The sequence below is a fragment of the Gracilibacillus suaedae genome (assembly GCF_017599345.1).
Classification (GTDB): domain Bacteria; phylum Bacillota; class Bacilli; order Bacillales; family Amphibacillaceae; genus Gracilibacillus; species Gracilibacillus suaedae.
The window spans coordinates 149,858-165,988 of record NZ_JAGFVL010000062.1 but is presented as its reverse complement, the minus strand read 5'-3'; the positions used below and the strand labels follow the sequence as shown (position 1 = coordinate 165,988).

Sequence of the window (16,131 nt, the reverse complement as noted above, 5' to 3'; positions counted from 1 at the left end):
TTAAAGGTTATGATTACAGTACTAAACAAACAATGGAATTAGTAGTCCTGCAAGTAATAAAATCAACGCTCCGCCTAAGCGTGAAGAAATTTGTGCAAATGGCATTAGCTCCATTCTTTTTGCTGCAGAAAGAACGGCTACATCCCCTGTACCTCCCATATTTGCCATACAAAGGCCTGCTGTAATCGCTGCTTCTATTGGATAAAAACCAACCAATTTACCTAATAACGCTGCACCAATAATTGCACCTAATATAACCCCAAAAATAATTAAAATATATTGCAAAGTTAATGCCTCTAATACGGTACCTAAATCTGTATAAGCAACGCCAATACCAAACAGCAATGCAAACGTCCAATTTTTGGCTACGAATTGATACCATTGACTAGCACCTTCGGTAACCTGTAGCGGAATAATATTTGCAATTTTTGCGACTGCTACAAGAATGATCATAATCGCATAGGGATGTAATGGAATAATAGCTCCTAATAGTGAGCCAATTGAAAAAAAAGTCAGTGCTGCAACTAGACCGGCACCCATCTTTTGAATATCGTATTTTAACGTTGGTTTTTCATATTCGAACCCTTTCACTAATTGTCCATTACCAGTTAGCGAAGGATATTTTTTTCCGATTTTATCTAAAAGACTAGCCAATACAATGGCGAATACATTTCCTAATGCTAGTGCTGGTACAAGCATCGAAATATAATAACTTGGATCATTTCCCAATAGTTCGGAATATATTTGACTCATCGGAACAGCTCCAGCACCCATTCCTCCGCCCATAATTGGCATTGCGATGACTAATACAGCATCTTGAAGTGTAAAGCCAACAAGATAGCCAATCAATCCAGTAAGTACCATTGCACCTAGAACGGCACCCCCAATCGGAAGGAAATAACGTAAGCCAACTTTAATTAATATTTTTGAGTTCATTCCTAAAATACTACCAGTTATTAGTGCGGCAATATAAAAGTTTAAAAACCCACCAGATTTCATAAAATCAGTTATAGAAGTTGTGGTTGTTTCCGGAAGTAAACCACTATAGACCATATATGCCGAACCAAATATGGCGATAATAGCTCCACCACCAAGATAGCTATTAACGATTGGCAGGCGATTTCCTATCTCTCCAAATAACTCGCCTAGTACAATCATCACGAGCAGGCTGCCAATCATTCCTCCTGGCAAATTGCCGGTATACATACTTATTAGCGTAATGGCTGTAAATATAGCAAACCAAATAATTGGAATATTAAAAATAGTATATGTGTGAGCAACCTCAAGAGATTGTACATTTGTATCTTTTTTTACAACCGTTTTATCCGAATAATTTCTTGCTAATTCCGTCATGAAACTTCCTCCTCTCTTCTTTTTGCTAGATGTTATTTTCACCACCTTCTTTGTTATATATTTTGTAATCCACTCATCGGGGGGATAAATCGCTTTCATTTTCAGCGGTTGATGGGAGTGAAGTGTTAACATCGATTTTCTCTACGTAACATTCACTTCTTCAAACTATTGATATTTATCTATCCTATTATTTCTTTTGCTAAATGGAAAGCTTATAAAATTAATGAATTTTTTTTGTAATTAAAAAAAGTATGACTCAAAAACACCTAGTTTTTGAGTCATTTTAAATAAGCATCTAATATATCGTTATTTTCTCTATAAGAATACTGATAAACCGGTCTGCCAATCCCATAGGTTAATGTTTCTTCCAGTACATCAATCTCCACTAAAAACATGAGATACTTTCGAACAGAAACTCTGGATATACCTGTGGATTCCGCAATGTCATCTGTTGAAAAAATTTTTTCTTTCTTTATCTTATCCATAATGATTAACAGCGTACTTTGCGTCAATCCTTTTGGTAAAGTCTTGTTTTCTTTCACTTTTTCTTTTTTAGAATGTAATAATTTTTGATCTAATTCCAGCTGATTCAATTTTTCTCGTTGATGTAATAATTCAAACTTTTCTTTGTAGCGCATTAGTGCTTGTTTAAAACGTACAAATTCAAACGGCTTAATTAAATAATCAATTGCTCCATGGTGCAATGCGGATTGGATATTTTCCGTATCCGTAGCAGCTGTAATTAAAATAACGTCAATTGGTATCTCTTTTTTTCGAATAGTAGATAACATTTCGAGACCATTTTTCCCTGACATATAAATATCTAACAGAATTAAGTCAATGTCATCTTCCTTTTCATCTATTAGCTTCATCGCTTCTTCCACACAATAAGCGATATCAACTAACTGATATCCCTCTATCTTCCTAAGAAATCGTTTATTAAATTCCGCTACCATTGGGTCGTCTTCTACTATTAACACTTTAATCGTCATCTTGCATCCCATCTCTCATTGCAGCATAGTCAAGCACTACGTTAAACGTAGTCCCTCTTTTGTTAGTGGACATTTTTAATTCTCCATTTAATTTTTCAATACTTTGATTCATTAAATAAAGTCCGAAACCTCTATTTGAACCTTTCGTGGAAAATCCTTTCTTGAAGATTTTCTCTATATTTTCTTCGGAGATTCCTAGTCCTGAATCAGATACTGTTATGGATAATTTACCATGAATTTTCTTCAACTGTAATGTAATGTTTTTCTCTTCACTAGTGGTAAGCGCTTCTATTGCATTATCTACTAAGTTTCCAATAATGGTGATCAGCTCTTGACTCGTTTCTAAGCTAAGTGCCTCATCAATTCGTGAATCGTTGGAAATATTAAACGTTACATTCCGCTCTCTTGCGTAGCTCATTTTCCCTATCAGAAAGCCCGCAAGTACTGGATCCTTGATAGTTTTGGTTACCACTGCAGCTTCCTGATTGTTCATATCAATTATTTTGCGGATAAACGGCAATAATTCATCATAAGCTCCCATTTGAACCATACCAAGTATAACATGAAGCCTATTCATAAATTCATGTGACTGTGCACGAAGCGCCTCAACATAGGTTCTAACACCTGTTAACTGTTTTGCCAATTGATTCACTTCGGTTTTATCTCTAAATGTAGAAATTGCGCCTACAACCTTATTGTTAACAATTAACGGCTCACGATTGGTTAGAATAGATATTCCATTTAGCGTCTGTTCCTCATTACGTTCTGATTCCCCTGTCTCAATGACACGATCCAGTTTGGTATTTGGCATATAATCCGTTATTTTCATGCCAATGGGCTGATCTGACAAACCAGCTTTTTTAAACAAATGAAGCGCTGATTTATTTACTAATGTAATTCTTAAATCATCATCAACAGCTAAGATTCCTTCATGAACAGATTGTAACATGGTACTTCGTTCTTCCAAAAGCTTTGATATCTGATAAGGTTCCAAACCGAATAACATTCTTTTTATATATTTAGCGAGTAAAAATGCTCCGATGATCCCAACGATAATACCGAGCAAGCTTCCTTTAATAATATTATGGTGGCCTTGTGACAAAGCAAATTCCACATTGTCTAGTGAGATCCCAACCGCAACAGCACCGATTTGGTTTCCATTATCGTCATATATCGGTGTAAAAGATCTTAAAGAATCTCCGAGTGTACCTTCAGATACTGATACATACTCCTCTCCTTGGAGAACGTCTTGTTCATCTCCTCCTTTGAAATATTTGCCAATCATTTCTGGGTTAGGGTGGGTATATCTAATGCCCTCCATGTCCATAACGACGACAAACATCATTTCCGTTATTGTTTGGACTTCTTGCGTATATGCTTGAATGGCTTCTGTCTTCTCATTTTGTAATAGGCTTGCTTTTACAATCTCAGATTTGGCAACAGTCCGAGATACAATCTGTGCCTTCTCTTCCTGATTGTCTCTAATTCGCTCACTAGTTGTGTTACTAACGAGTAAATCTGTAACTAATAAAGAAAGTAAAACAACGATACAGCCAAACAATGTAATAATAACGCTCAATTTAAACGGTCGCTTCACAACATCACCCCATTTTCTATTATGGATTATAGCAGACATATGTACAGATTTGATATAAGAAAAACTGAGCAAAAATCGCTTGGAACAGTGGATCTTCAGACCAAACGATTCCCACAGGAGTTGAAGGAGGCTACTATGGGATTAGCATGATCTGAAGATCCACTTTTGCAGGGTTCATTTTGGCACTATAACCTGTTTTAAGTGCCAATTTAATTGTATAGTTTCTATTTTTGGTACTTAATTGACTGTTTAGTACCATTTTGAGTTCATGCGTGTCATTTTTGGTACTTAAATGAAAGTTATATATTCATCCCCAAAAGTATCAGAAAGTTTCAATATGGTAACTCCATCTGAATAGCTATCCTTGCTTTTATTATCAACTTTTTCCTACTTACTTGTTTATAAGAGTTGTTATTCCAATAATTATATACTACCTTAAAAAAGCCGACTGATTGCCCAACAGTCGACTGCTTTAAACACTTTTATTTAGACATAGCAACTCTTCTAGCTACTCCTGTTTCTATTGCTGCATCTGCAACAGCCTGTGCCACTGCTGGTGCTACCCGTTCATCAAAAGGTGCCGGAATCACATAGTCTCTAGACAACTCCTGTTCTGAAATTAATGAGGAAATCGCAAGTACGGCTGCTTTCTTTATTTCTTCATTGATATGTGTAGCATGTACGTCTAATGCCCCTTTAAAAATTCCTGGAAATGCAAGTACATTATTTACCTGATTCGGAAAATCTGAACGCCCCGTTCCAATCACTTTAGCACCTGCAGCCTTCGCATCTTCCGGCATAATTTCTGGTATAGGATTAGCCATCGCAAAAATAATCGGATCCTCATTCATAGTAGAAACCATTTCTTTTGTTAAAGCACCTTCTACAGAAACGCCAATAAATACGTCTGTACCTTTAACAGCTTCTTCTATTGTACCTTCTACACGATTGCCATTGGTCGTTTTCGCGATTTTCGCTTTAAGAGGATTCAGCCCATAAGGACGTCCTTCATAAATGGCACCTTTAGAATCACACAAAATAACATCGGAAACACCAAAATAATTTAATAACCGAACAATTGCAATTCCTGCAGCACCTGCACCATTGATTACCACTTTAATTTCTGTCATTCTTTTATTAACAAGCTTAAGCGCATTTACTAGACCAGCAACAGTTACAATTGCTGTTCCATGCTGGTCATCGTGAAAAATTGGAATGTTCGTTTCTTTTTTCAAACGTTCTTCAATCTCAAAACATCTAGGTGCTGCAATATCTTCTAAGTTAACTCCTCCAAAGGTTGGCTCTAACAATTTCACCGTATTGACGATTTGATCGACATCATTTGTATTCAAACAAAGCGGGAATGCATCAACACCTGCAAAGCTTTTAAATAGAACAGCCTTTCCTTCCATAACAGGCATTGCTGCTTCTGGTCCAATATTACCGAGTCCTAAAACAGCTGATCCATCCGAAATAACTGCAACAGTATTTCCTTTCATCGTATAGTCAAACACCTTGTTGCTGTCTTGATAAATTTCTTTGCACGGTTCTGCTACTCCCGGTGAATAAGCAAGACTTAAGTCCTTCGTATTACGAATCGCTACTTTCGCACTTGTTTCTAATTTCCCTTTATTGTCTCGATGCATTTGTAAAGATTGTTCCCGTAGTGTATCCATCGTTGTCCTCTCCAATTCTAAAAATTTCTAGTACTCCTTCTGCTATACTTTCATTTATAATAAATAATTTCTACCGATAATAGGTTATATAACTAATTAAGCCTTTTTGTAATTAAAAAAATGATCTGTTGATTATTTTATTCAGAAAGAAAAAATGCCCCCTTTTTAATGGAGACATCCGTTAGTTTTCAATATGTTCATTTATCTGTTACTTTCATATATTTATCAATTACTTAGTGGAGAATACATGTCTTAAATGAAAGACGTCAGACTGGTTCTAATTCTGCAAAACCTGGGCGAGTTCTTTTAAAGAATGAAACTGTTTAATTTGATAGTTCCTTCCCTCTTTTTGTAAATATCCTTTATCACAAAATTGTCTAAGCACATGCTGCAAATGTCTATAAGATACACCTAAATAATCACAAACTGTAACATGTCTTTCCTTATAAATCCTTTCATCAGCCGTTTGTAAAATAAAATCTGCCAGCCTATTTTCCAATGGGAACGCTAAACTTTGCGTATACTTAGCCGCCATCTCGGTTGCCTTTACACTTAAGAACTTGGTTAACTCACGTAGAAATTTCGCATCTTCAAGGAGTTGTTTACGATAGTAATGAGTCGGAAGTGCAAAACAAATCGTCTTCGTTGAAGCTTGAATCCCCTTTGTATAATAGACATCATGTAATAATTCCATTTCCCCTATATATTCATTGGCATTGATAAAATTAATTAAAGATACTTTCCCATTTTGATGGGTGATATATATCTTTGCTTTTCCCTCGATAACGTAAAAAAGAAAATCTGGTCGCATGCTTTCTTGAATAATCCAATCATTACGTTGATATTCATGTACTTCGATATAGTCCTCGACTGGAAAGGAAAATAAATTAGCAATTGAGTGTTCTTCTAAATAAACCTGCTTTTTCTTCCCTATATATTTTTTCATCTATTCACCTCAAAATAAGAGATATCTCCTATTATTTCTTTATAACTCCATGATATCATGCATTCCATGAGGAGGATATATAATGAACACACAACGCTGGATGAGCTTACATTTTTTCAGTTTCTTTTTAACATGGGGGATTTTTCTACCTTATTGGTCAGGCTGGATGATTCAGACAAAAGGGATCTCGGTATCAGAAGCTAGCTTGATCATGAGCTTAGGCTTGGTTGCAAGAGGGCTTTCTACTTTATTTGCCTTTCCTTATTTATCAGCGAAGGTAAGCAGTAAGAGGTTATTAAACATCATGACAGTTGGTACACTAGTTGCTATTGTCTATTATATACCGTCGAATTCCTTTGTCAGTTTACTAATAGCAACCATTATTTTGCATCTATTTTATCCTATTTTGATGCCTGCATTAGACAGTGTCGCAGGGGTCCTTGTGCAAAGCAAACAGTTACAACATTATGGAAGAAGTCGTCAATGGGGGTCTATTGGTTTTGTTTCTGTCGGGATGGTTTTGACCATTTTTACTGGATGGTTTGGCGATGAAATTATCTTGTGGGCACTATTACTTGGCATAATCGGATTCATGTCTCTTCATTTCATGCAAACACCAGTTATTTTAGCGAAAAAGCCGCCAGAAGACCAAACAAAAAAAGTAGGTATTCTACAATTATTTCGTATCAAACACTTCCCTTTGGTGCTTATTATCGTTATTTTGCTACAGGCGGCACATGCAACGTATTACAACTATGGCTATATATTTTTACAAGAAATCCAAGCACCGACATACCTGATTGGCTTCATTATTAATATTGCTGTCATTGCGGAAATCATCTTCTTTTCCGTTGCAGATAAGAAATTCGATAAATTCTCGATCGGGGCTTTACTAACTATTGCTGCAATTGGCTCATCTGTTCGATGGATATTAGTTTTTGCCTTTCCGAATGTGATAGTTTTCTGTATAGCGCAAACGTTACACGCATTATCGTTTGCTATGGCGCATTATGCTTTTATGAAATACTTAATCCAGAACATTCCACATCTACAAATACCAAAAGCACAAGGTGTTTACTCTGCTTTAGCACTTAGCTGGAGTACGGCTGTATTCACCATTTTAGGTGGGTATTTATACGAAATAGAACCGAGATTATCCTTTATTGGAATGATTTTATGTACGATTCCCGCCATGCTACTCGCGCTTATGTATAGAAGATTGGAAAATAGAAAGAACATTTCGATTTAGCACGTTCACATATTCTAAAGAAAGCTGCCCCATATCTATAATATGGAGGCAGCTTGATTCATTTGGTTTTCAGTTACTTTTTCTTATTCTTCATCACTACTTCATAATCATACTCCGCACTTCCACCCTTACCAGGTTCAGGTGCATAAGTAACCATCATTAATACTTGAGAGTATTGAGAGCTTCTTAGCATATCGCGAAGATCTACCTTATCACTTTTACTCATATTAATTAGGTCTGGGAATTGAATAACTTTGACATGATTGGCTTTTCCTTTTGCTTTCCCTTTCTTAAATCCGATAAACTGAACCTGATAGTCAACATAATCCTCTGTTACTTGTTCCAAACTCATAAAACGATCAGTATTTTCCGCTGCATCAATTAATTCGTCATTTATTTGAAGATTTGATACGTACCAACCCTCTTCATTATAACCCCAGTCAGTCATGTAACGAAATGCCAGATGAACCTTTTGACCAGCATATTGAGAAAGATCAAAGCTCTCTGTTATCCAATCATTTGAACTTCCTGTGAAGCCTGGTAAATTTTCTTTGATCAATGGATAGCCGTCTTCCACTATATCACTACTTGTATTTTCGTTTGCTAAGGAAGTCCATGTCTGCCCATTATCTGTAGATACTTGAACGACACCGAAATCCCAATGTTCTTCTATATCATACTTTGTTTCAAACGATAGGACTGGGTTTGTTGCACCTGTTAAATCAAGCTCTTTTATTAAGAAATTATCTGCCTGGTCCCCTTCGTTCCCCCAAAGAACCTCCCCCTTGTCTGGGTCACTTACTGTTGTCCAGTTGGTGCCAAGGAAATCAACCCCTTTGAAATATAGATGGTCTATCTTCTTGTCAGGTGTAATGAATTTCATATCTGTTCCCCAAGCTGGTGCAACAGTATCTAACTCTGATGCCGTTTCTAGATTAGGATTTAAGTCTATCGAATCAAAGTTATATGTTTCACTATCTCCTTGATATTTCCCATCTAATACTAAAGCTACCATAAAATCTTGATAAACTGCTTTAAAGTCTCGTTCACTTCCCATTTCTTCTAAAATCGCATTAATACTATCTATACCCTGTAATTGGCTTTGAAACTCTTTCTGAAGAAATTCTGGTCCGTATTGTTCATATAAATAGAGTTGGAATAGATATGAAATTCCATAGTCACCTAGAATCTGAAGATCAGATTGATCCCCCCACTCTGTTAAGGAATTCTTCAGGTTATTCATAATAAAATCAACGTGTGACACGGAATGACCGTATCCCACAAGATATTGTGCAAAATCAGATAACCCTTCGTTGATAAAATTCTCCTCAGCAGAATCACTGTCATGATGAAGTAAATGTTGAAATTCATGTGCAAATGTTCCTTCATATAAGAAAGGTCTCTCAGCATCTGAACCTGTACGATTTGCCCAATCAAAACTATCGATTGTCATAACGTTTCGATCGGTAAAATCACTTATAGTAGGTGAAAAGTATCCTGCAATATAACTCGGATAATTTGGATCATAATAATTTTCATCTTTAATATTATCTATTAAAATTACAACACGCCCGGATTCATCGTGATGATATTCAGGAAACATTGCCTGTTCTCCTGTCCTTTCATCAGGGGCATCGAAAAACTCAACCTCTTGCTCATATATATTTTCATCAAACTCATTTAAGAGATAGTTCACTTGTTTATCGGTGATGGTTGCGACTCCATCAGCATTCCTTGGATCTCCTTCAGGATAATCAAGGTCGTTCGCTACCCATACTTCTCCATATTCTCCTACACCTTTAAGAGTAAAATCTGTTAGTACATATTGTCCTGATGTATTATTAACTGTAACCCATGGTTTACTAATGCCTATATCATCTGGTGTAACGGTTGAAGATGCCTTAGGTTGTCCACTTTCTGCCGATTCTTCTTCCCCTACATCAGCCTCACTAAAGTCTACCTTACCTTCCTTTAAGACCTCTTCTACAGTTTCAGACCGAAAATCTGGATCTACTTCCTGCACATCGGGATTTGGGTTATACCCTTTAACTTGCGCATTTACTATTGAAGGGAATAACATACTACCTACTAGAATGGGAATAGATAAAATAGCTAAAACTTTTTTTGATGTTTTCATTTTCATCCTCCTATTTTTGAAAATATGGAATAGTTCATATAGTATCAATAGATTCCCAAATATTTTGTCATAATTAGGCTAGTAGATTCGTTTTTTTATCGTTAAAATATTGTATTTTTCAGCAACTATTTTATATTTTAATAGGCATTTTAATATATTGAAAAGAAATTTACTAGTTTTGCTAACGTACTATAATGGAAGTATGCGAAAATTGGTGATCGTTCGTTAGAAAAAAAGAATTTGTCAAAGAGGAGGTATTTTTAGTGTTAAATAAGGCATAATTTTGATAAAGTGAGATTATGATTGGGGATCTTACAGAAGGTTTAAAACGAATATGGAGTGAATCGATATGCCAAACGATGAACTAGCAAAAAAAAGATGGCTTGCCATACCAAGTGACGTTCGCAAAAAGCTAGAAAGTAATGTGTTTTGTTCCAATTGTGGAGAAACGACCATTGTTGATTATGAGGTTGATTCTGTTAACCATAATATTATTCTAAGAGGTTATTGCAGGGAGTGTAATGGGAAAGTCGCACGAGTTATTGATTAAATGACTCCATTCCCATTGAAGAACATCTCCACTTTTAAAACTTGCTAAGTAAAGGGGGAGATGAATGTTTGCCTATAATAAACAGAGACTGTTCCCTAAAAATGTCGCTATAATTTGCAATGCAGCATCTATACTATGCTCCCAGATACAAAAAAATATCGTAGTTCGTCGTTATCTTACAAGTGAACGAATAGTCTCACTTTATTATAATGCTTTATCCACTCGGCTATAAATGTATAAGAAAAACCGGGAAAACCCACCCGGTCCTGTTCGAAGTAGTTATTTTGACATGATTAATAGTCGTAACAACCGCTTCGGCTTGCTCACTTCGCTTTCCAGGGGGCGTGTCTTCAGCTAACTTTGCAAAGAAGATCGCTTTGCAAAGTGGATCTTCAGATCACGCTGATCCCCCAGGAGTCGAAGTGGGCGCCTACGCTAAGTCATGCTTTACAATGAATGTATTCGCTAACATACTTGTTTTATTACACATGTTTAGAAAGCTCGAAAAGTTAGCTGTCACTAACATTGTAGAATAGCTCCATAGCGAAGGCCGTCCGCTTCCACTCCTACGGGATGATTTTCGACTAAGATCCACTTTTTCAAGCGGGTTTTGCTTGGAAAAGTTAGCTTAGTCGAAAATCCCGTGGAAAGGGAAGTGGACAGCCGCAGCGATGGTTTCCTATACGGTTTATTTCAAAATGGCTACTTTGATAACAAATGCGTTGATGCCGAGGATTATATACTTTCTTTCCTTACAAAAAAACGGAATAAAGCGGGTAAGAAGAAATAGTATCGGTTTTCCTTATCCCACTATAACTCCGCTAAAAACCATTAATAAGTTGAATAACATGTGCCATATTATCGAAGGGATAATACTTTTGGAACGACTGGTAATAGCTCCGAAAAAGAATCCGCCTACACTAAATAAAAGGCAACTAATCCAAGAGAATCCTAAGGAGTAATGTTGTAAACCAAAACCAACGCTTGTTATCAATACCGCCCAACGATTGCCAAAACACGCAGAAAAACGACTAAGTAATACACCTCTCCATATGGTCTCTTCCAACACCGAATTAAGAATTGAAAAAATGAGTGCGAAACGCCAGATTTCTTGGATATATGTCCAACTAATAAATGGCATAAAAGTAATAAGATTAATCATCATCGCTACGACAAGAAACGCACTAACTTTTACTTGACGAAACCCTAACCAAATAAAAGGAACTTGAACATACTCAGCCCATCGTGGTTTCTGCCAATAGCTTATAAAAGGAAGTCGATAAATAAAAGAGAAACATAGTAATGGAATGATAACAATAATTAAGAAAAATCTATTCAGAATAACCCTCGTTTCCTCTGTATACATGTCTGCTATCCATTGTGTATTCCCATAAATATATAGAAAGAATCCGATCCCAAAAGCCAGAGTTATCCATACAAAATAACGCATTGATTTATTAATGAAGAAGATGAGCGCTGTAGCTATTGCCCAAACAGTCATTAGAAGGTAGTTATTTAATTGCAAAATGATAATAAGTGTCCCAAATAAGAGTAACGGTAGGAAAGTACGTTGACTACTAGTAAAAAATGAAAGTGTTTGCTTCATAAGTTGGAGAGCTCCCTCTATTATTGGTTATCCATAAATCTTTCTATATAATTCTCTTCGCCGTTCCTTTTGCCTAGTTTTATATATTTGATTTTTATTCTTTATGCTCCTATCCGTCTTCTGATTATTTGTATCTTCATTTTTCTTTATCTGTCCTATTGGATCTTTCTGTTCAATTGTTTGCTTTTTCTTCTTTTTCCTTTTTTTGATCTCCGTATCCACCTTCTCTTTAATAGCATTTATTGTGGCATTAATCAAATCCTCCACAGGAATTTTCTCCATTATCGAATTGAGTATATCATCTTTTCCAGATAATGACTCTTTATTTCCTTCTTGGTTATTTTGTTTCTCTAATTCTCTTTGAATAAATTGGTTCCATTCTTCATCATTTGCCTGATTATCAACAGTCATAAGCCCTTCTTCCTCTACGACATGATTAGAATTTGCGTTCTCTTGTATCTCATCCATATATCGGAAACCTCCTTTTATCTACTTATTACAATTATTTTCTTCTTCTGTATTTTATGAAAATGAAAGGTTTTTGTTTAGACTGTAGTGGATTTTGTAGAATAATAGATTACTACCTATAGAATCTAGGATATTTATTCATATACTGAATTAGTCTAAATAAAGCAGGAGTGAAAAAAAGTGGAGACAGATAACATGAATATTGGGAATAGAATTTTATTCATTCTAGGTATGAGTTTATGTGGAGTGATGTTTTTTATATTATTTGTTGGTGTTATCATTGCACTGTTTATATCTTGGGACGAAGAAAACGAAAAACCAGCGAAGACAAACGATTCTGTTTCCTTGCAGAACAGAAAGATAATCCGACGAAAATAAAAGATAATACTAGGCTACGAAAAGGAAATATCTTAGGGAGGTGAATTAGTTGTCAAAGGAGCAACAAACATTTTCAAAAATCTTACAACACATGCGCCATGAATTTCGATACATTACTGAAAACTATATAACAGCAGTAAAGAAAGGAGCAAATGTAGCAGAGAAAGATATCAAAAAAAGGGTAGAAGGTCGTGATCAACCTGTAGAAGATATTGTCATCCATTTATTCGAAGGTATAAAAAAGGGCGTACTATATGCAGCTAAACAAATGATCGATTTTGGTGATACGATGGTCAAACAGAAGGAAAAATCAAAAAAGAAATAAGCTGCTATTCCATGCCTTTTAAAAGGAAATGACTGACTCTATAGGACACTTTATTTCCCAAAGAGCCAGCCTTTGCTCAGTCATTTGTTGGTTTATTACTGTTCTCTTGCTGTAAACGATGGTCAATCAAGTTAGGGTTGTAATATTCAAGCATCTGAATCCCTGGTTTTCGCCCAAAATACATGAAGTATCTTTTGTATGGGACTCTTTTGATCAAATTAGGAAGGCGGATCTTGAGCGGCTGTTGGAAAAGATCTGTAGATTCGTCTTTATTTATAAAACCAAAGTCTACTACCTTTCGGAACGACCGTACTCCTAGCGAGCTGATGGCTTTACCAATTCCCTGCTGTCGATGTGCAATATTCTCAAATAAAGTAGGAGGTACGTGCTTGGAATATACAAGAGCAATGTTGTGCGATACAATAAATCCACTTTTTTCACCGACCAGTATCGATTCTCGAACATAGTACGGACCTCCTGAAAATTCGTCTAGTAAATTTGTATCTTCTGCTATTGGATGTTGACGGATCACTTGTACCTCCAGTTTCTCATTCAACAGAATTTCTAACAAATCAGTTGTGCGTCCATCCGTCACTAATAGTAGGTTGAGTAACAATTCTTGTAACAGATCTGAAGACTTACGTTCATACTGTGAGTTTGTCATACTCTCACCTCCGTACCTATTGGGCCAGTATCTCTGTAGCAAAAAAAGAAATTAGTTAATGATACAAACCAGAATCGTAAATTTCATCCCAAAAAGCTTGAAACTCTGCCATGTTAAGTTGCTGTTTCCCATCAGAAAGAGCATGCTGAGGGTCTGGGTGTATCTCCACCATCACCCCATCTGCCCCAGCAGCAAGTGCCGCTTTTGCACAAGGCAGGAGGATATCTTTTCGTCCAGTTGAATGACTGACATCTACTAAAACAGGAAGATGGGTTTCCTGCTTTAAAATCGGAACAGCAGAAATATCAAGTGTATTGCGGGTCGCTGTCTCGAAAGTGCGGATTCCACGTTCAATCAACATCACCTGATCATTTCCATGGTGTAAAATATATTCTGCTGCGAGCATAAACTCTTCCAAAGTCGCGGAAAGGCCACGTTTCAGTAATACCGGTTTATTCGTTTGGCCAACTGCTTTAAGCAGGTCGAAATTATGCATGTTACGAGCACCTATTTGAAAGATATCAATATACTTGGCCGCAGTATCTATTTGATCGGCACTCATAATTTCACTAATCGTCACTAAACCTAAATCATCTGCTACGCCCTTCATCATTTTTAATCCTTCTTCGCCAAGTCCTTGAAAGCTGTAGGGAGATGTTCTCGGTTTAAACGCTCCCCCTCGCAATACTCTTAAACCTTTATTTTTCAGTGCGGTACCCACCGTTTCAAGCTGCTCTTTCGATTCAACTGAGCAAGGACCAGCTATCAGTGTATGAGATGAACCACCAATAACCGTTTTCTTTACTTTAATAATGGTATCTTCACTTTTATGCTCGCGGCTTACGAGAAGCCGCAATTTTCCTTGTTGCGATTTATCACTCAAGGTTAACCATCCTTTCATCAATATAAGAATTCCTCTCGACTAATGAAGCTTATCACCTACAGCTCTATTTCATTTTTCGAATATATACAGGTTTTACTGATGGTGTGTTATCGATCAAAGCAACACGATCAATCATAGTAGTGATTTCTACCGTAACTGGGACCTGCAGTCGAGAAGATAAAAAAGAACGGATATTTTCTTCAGACCATTGTCGTGCATCATGCGAATCTAACAAGAAATACACCCCATTTTCCTGCTCAACCAGTCGCCATGCATCCGGTACAGGAGTCAGTGAGTATACCGCTTCTTGAATGTCAAAGGCGTCTAGGGTGATCCCTCCGAAATGGATTCGATCCTGAGACCGCCCGTAATGAACCAACTTAGCACCAGCTCTACCGCAATGACAGATATCATGCTCTACAGAAATAATATCTTCGTTAAAATATCTTAATAGTGGTGAACCCTGATGAGATAACGTCGTGATCGTTGCAAAGCCTCTCTCCCCTTGATCCACAGAGGCTGAACCGTCCTCATTTAAAACTTCGACAAAGAAATCTTGTTCTACGATATGCATATTGCCATGCTCACACATCGTAGCAATATTACCCGTCTCCGTTGAACCGTACATATTAAACACAGGCACATTCCACAGCTTCTCTATATGGCTTCTACGCTTGTCGCTCATTAATTCACCAGCGACACATATCGCACGCAAATCAGGAAATTCCTCACTTGGCTCAGCACCTCTTAAACGAGCCGCTTCAGCTAGCAATTCCATCTCTCGTGGAAGTCCAGCCATCACTGTGACGGAAAGATTCTTTAAAAAACTTAATACTCTTGGATAGGGGGTAACTACAGTACGACCACTTGCTGGAATTACTCCTGCCCCTGATTGCCATGCTGCTTGTTGCATGAGAAATGCCGGCAGTGCCATGGCATAGGGGAAACGGATTAATACAAGATCTTCAGAAGTCATACGCACACCACATTCTTTTAGTTGTCTTCCACCGGTTTGCAAATCTTTTTGTGTAAACCATGATGCAGAAGGAACTCCAGTGGTGCCAGTAGATTCGTGGTATTGAGCTATTTCCTTCATGTCAACAGCAAGGTGACCGAAAGTGCCAGCATCTCGTAATTCCTGTTTTGTCGTTAGCGGCAAGGCTTGAATCTGATCCAATCCCATTCCATCTACAGGATAGTTAGAAAGTTTTCGTTTATATAAAGGAGCGTTTTGAATTCGTTTATACGTTTCTTGAAATTTCCTCTCCCTCTCTATATCGACGTCACCCAATATGCCACCTCCTCTT

15 protein-coding genes are annotated in these 16,131 nt (G+C 36.9%); 4 read left to right on the top strand and 11 right to left on the bottom strand.

What is annotated here, in order from left to right; all coding sequences use genetic code 11:
- Positions 1-21: 21 nt before the first annotated feature.
- From J5J03_RS19360 to yeiL, 5 genes are all read right to left on the bottom strand, one after another.
- Complete coding sequence (locus J5J03_RS19360; protein WP_208592012.1) at positions 22-1,353, bottom strand: 2-hydroxycarboxylate transporter family protein; 1,332 nt, start codon at positions 1,351-1,353, stop codon at positions 22-24.
- Positions 1,354-1,631: 278 nt separating this feature from the next.
- Positions 1,632-2,345 carry a response regulator gene (locus J5J03_RS19355; protein WP_208592011.1) on the bottom strand — a complete coding sequence of 238 codons (714 nt, stop codon included), beginning with the start codon at positions 2,343-2,345 and terminating at the stop codon, positions 1,632-1,634.
- Positions 2,335-3,942: a DcuS/MalK family sensor histidine kinase gene (gene dcuS, locus J5J03_RS19350; RefSeq protein ID WP_331460529.1), complete on the bottom strand. Its 1,608-nt coding sequence runs from the start codon at positions 3,940-3,942 to the stop codon at positions 2,335-2,337. Before dcuS ends, J5J03_RS19355 begins: the two co-directional genes overlap by 11 nt.
- Before the next feature lie 482 nt (positions 3,943-4,424).
- On the bottom strand, positions 4,425-5,618 hold the full coding sequence (locus J5J03_RS19345) for an NAD(P)-dependent malic enzyme (protein WP_208592009.1): 1,194 nt from the start codon (positions 5,616-5,618) through the stop codon (positions 4,425-4,427).
- 277 nt (positions 5,619-5,895) lie between these two features.
- A complete protein-coding gene (gene yeiL, locus J5J03_RS19340; protein ID WP_208592008.1) occupies positions 5,896-6,564 on the bottom strand; it encodes a transcriptional regulator YeiL in 669 nt (222 codons plus the stop codon).
- A gap of 82 nt (positions 6,565-6,646) precedes the next feature.
- Here yeiL and J5J03_RS19335 point away from each other — a divergent pair, with 82 nt between their 5' ends.
- Positions 6,647-7,813: an MFS transporter gene (locus J5J03_RS19335; protein WP_208592007.1), complete on the top strand. Its 1,167-nt coding sequence runs from the start codon at positions 6,647-6,649 to the stop codon at positions 7,811-7,813.
- A 73-nt stretch (positions 7,814-7,886) separates the two neighbouring features.
- On the opposite strand, the gene J5J03_RS19330 is transcribed toward J5J03_RS19335, so the two are convergent.
- The gene (locus J5J03_RS19330) at positions 7,887-9,950 is read right to left on the bottom strand and encodes a choice-of-anchor J domain-containing protein (RefSeq protein ID WP_208592006.1); all 2,064 of its coding nucleotides are present in this window, start codon (positions 9,948-9,950) and stop codon (positions 7,887-7,889) included.
- Between the two features lie 349 nt (positions 9,951-10,299).
- Here J5J03_RS19330 and J5J03_RS19325 point away from each other — a divergent pair, with 349 nt between their 5' ends.
- The gene (locus J5J03_RS19325; protein ID WP_208592005.1) at positions 10,300-10,500 is read left to right on the top strand and encodes a hypothetical protein; all 201 of its coding nucleotides are present in this window, start codon (positions 10,300-10,302) and stop codon (positions 10,498-10,500) included.
- Positions 10,501-11,302: 802 nt separating this feature from the next.
- On the opposite strand, the gene J5J03_RS19320 is transcribed toward J5J03_RS19325, so the two are convergent.
- Together J5J03_RS19320 and J5J03_RS19315 are read right to left on the bottom strand one after the other, a co-directional pair.
- Complete coding sequence (locus tag J5J03_RS19320) at positions 11,303-12,106, bottom strand: CPBP family intramembrane glutamic endopeptidase (RefSeq protein WP_208592004.1); 804 nt, start codon at positions 12,104-12,106, stop codon at positions 11,303-11,305.
- 27 nt (positions 12,107-12,133) lie between these two features.
- Complete coding sequence (locus J5J03_RS19315; RefSeq protein WP_208592003.1) at positions 12,134-12,574, bottom strand: hypothetical protein; 441 nt, start codon at positions 12,572-12,574, stop codon at positions 12,134-12,136.
- Positions 12,575-12,754: 180 nt separating this feature from the next.
- Between J5J03_RS19315 and J5J03_RS19310 the strand changes: the two genes are divergently transcribed.
- Both J5J03_RS19310 and J5J03_RS19305 read left to right on the top strand, forming a co-directional pair.
- A complete protein-coding gene (locus J5J03_RS19310; protein WP_208592002.1) occupies positions 12,755-12,952 on the top strand; it encodes a hypothetical protein in 198 nt (65 codons plus the stop codon).
- A 49-nt stretch (positions 12,953-13,001) separates the two neighbouring features.
- A complete protein-coding gene (locus tag J5J03_RS19305) occupies positions 13,002-13,277 on the top strand; it encodes a hypothetical protein (protein ID WP_208592001.1) in 276 nt (91 codons plus the stop codon).
- A gap of 76 nt (positions 13,278-13,353) precedes the next feature.
- Here J5J03_RS19305 and J5J03_RS19300 read toward each other — a convergent pair whose 3' ends face one another.
- The 3 genes from J5J03_RS19300 to J5J03_RS19290 are packed head-to-tail and all read right to left on the bottom strand — an operon-like array spanning position 13,354 to position 16,115.
- Positions 13,354-13,941 carry a 4-hydroxybenzoate synthetase gene (locus tag J5J03_RS19300; protein ID WP_208592000.1) on the bottom strand — a complete coding sequence of 196 codons (588 nt, stop codon included), beginning with the start codon at positions 13,939-13,941 and terminating at the stop codon, positions 13,354-13,356.
- 55 nt (positions 13,942-13,996) lie between these two features.
- Entirely contained in the window at positions 13,997-14,842 is an 846-nt protein-coding gene (locus J5J03_RS19295) for a bifunctional 3-deoxy-7-phosphoheptulonate synthase/chorismate mutase (protein ID WP_231710854.1), read from the bottom strand.
- A 46-nt stretch (positions 14,843-14,888) separates the two neighbouring features.
- Positions 14,889-16,115, bottom strand: a complete 1,227-nt coding sequence (locus tag J5J03_RS19290; protein WP_208591999.1) for a phenylacetate--CoA ligase family protein — start codon at positions 16,113-16,115, stop codon at positions 14,889-14,891.
- Between the last annotated feature and the right edge of the window lie 16 nt (positions 16,116-16,131).

Excerpts from the sequence above, each read along its gene's own strand:
- J5J03_RS19320 (WP_208592004.1), bottom strand. The coding sequence starts at position 12,106 with ATGAAGCAAACACTTTCATTTTTTACTAGTAGTCAACGTACTTTCCTA.
- J5J03_RS19355 (WP_208592011.1), bottom strand. The coding sequence starts at position 2,345 with ATGACGATTAAAGTGTTAATAGTAGAAGACGACCCAATGGTAGCGGAA.
- J5J03_RS19360 (WP_208592012.1), bottom strand. The coding sequence starts at position 1,353 with ATGACGGAATTAGCAAGAAATTATTCGGATAAAACGGTTGTAAAAAAA.
- J5J03_RS19295 (WP_231710854.1), bottom strand. The coding sequence starts at position 14,842 with ATGAAAGGATGGTTAACCTTGAGTGATAAATCGCAACAAGGAAAATTG.
- J5J03_RS19300 (WP_208592000.1), bottom strand. The coding sequence starts at position 13,941 with ATGACAAACTCACAGTATGAACGTAAGTCTTCAGATCTGTTACAAGAA.
- J5J03_RS19335 (WP_208592007.1), top strand. The coding sequence starts at position 6,647 with ATGAACACACAACGCTGGATGAGCTTACATTTTTTCAGTTTCTTTTTA.
- J5J03_RS19330 (WP_208592006.1), bottom strand. The coding sequence starts at position 9,950 with ATGAAAACATCAAAAAAAGTTTTAGCTATTTTATCTATTCCCATTCTA.
- J5J03_RS19325 (WP_208592005.1), top strand. The coding sequence starts at position 10,300 with ATGCCAAACGATGAACTAGCAAAAAAAAGATGGCTTGCCATACCAAGT.
- J5J03_RS19315 (WP_208592003.1), bottom strand. The coding sequence starts at position 12,574 with ATGGATGAGATACAAGAGAACGCAAATTCTAATCATGTCGTAGAGGAA.
- J5J03_RS19345 (WP_208592009.1), bottom strand. The coding sequence starts at position 5,618 with ATGGATACACTACGGGAACAATCTTTACAAATGCATCGAGACAATAAA.
- yeiL (WP_208592008.1), bottom strand. The coding sequence starts at position 6,564 with ATGAAAAAATATATAGGGAAGAAAAAGCAGGTTTATTTAGAAGAACAC.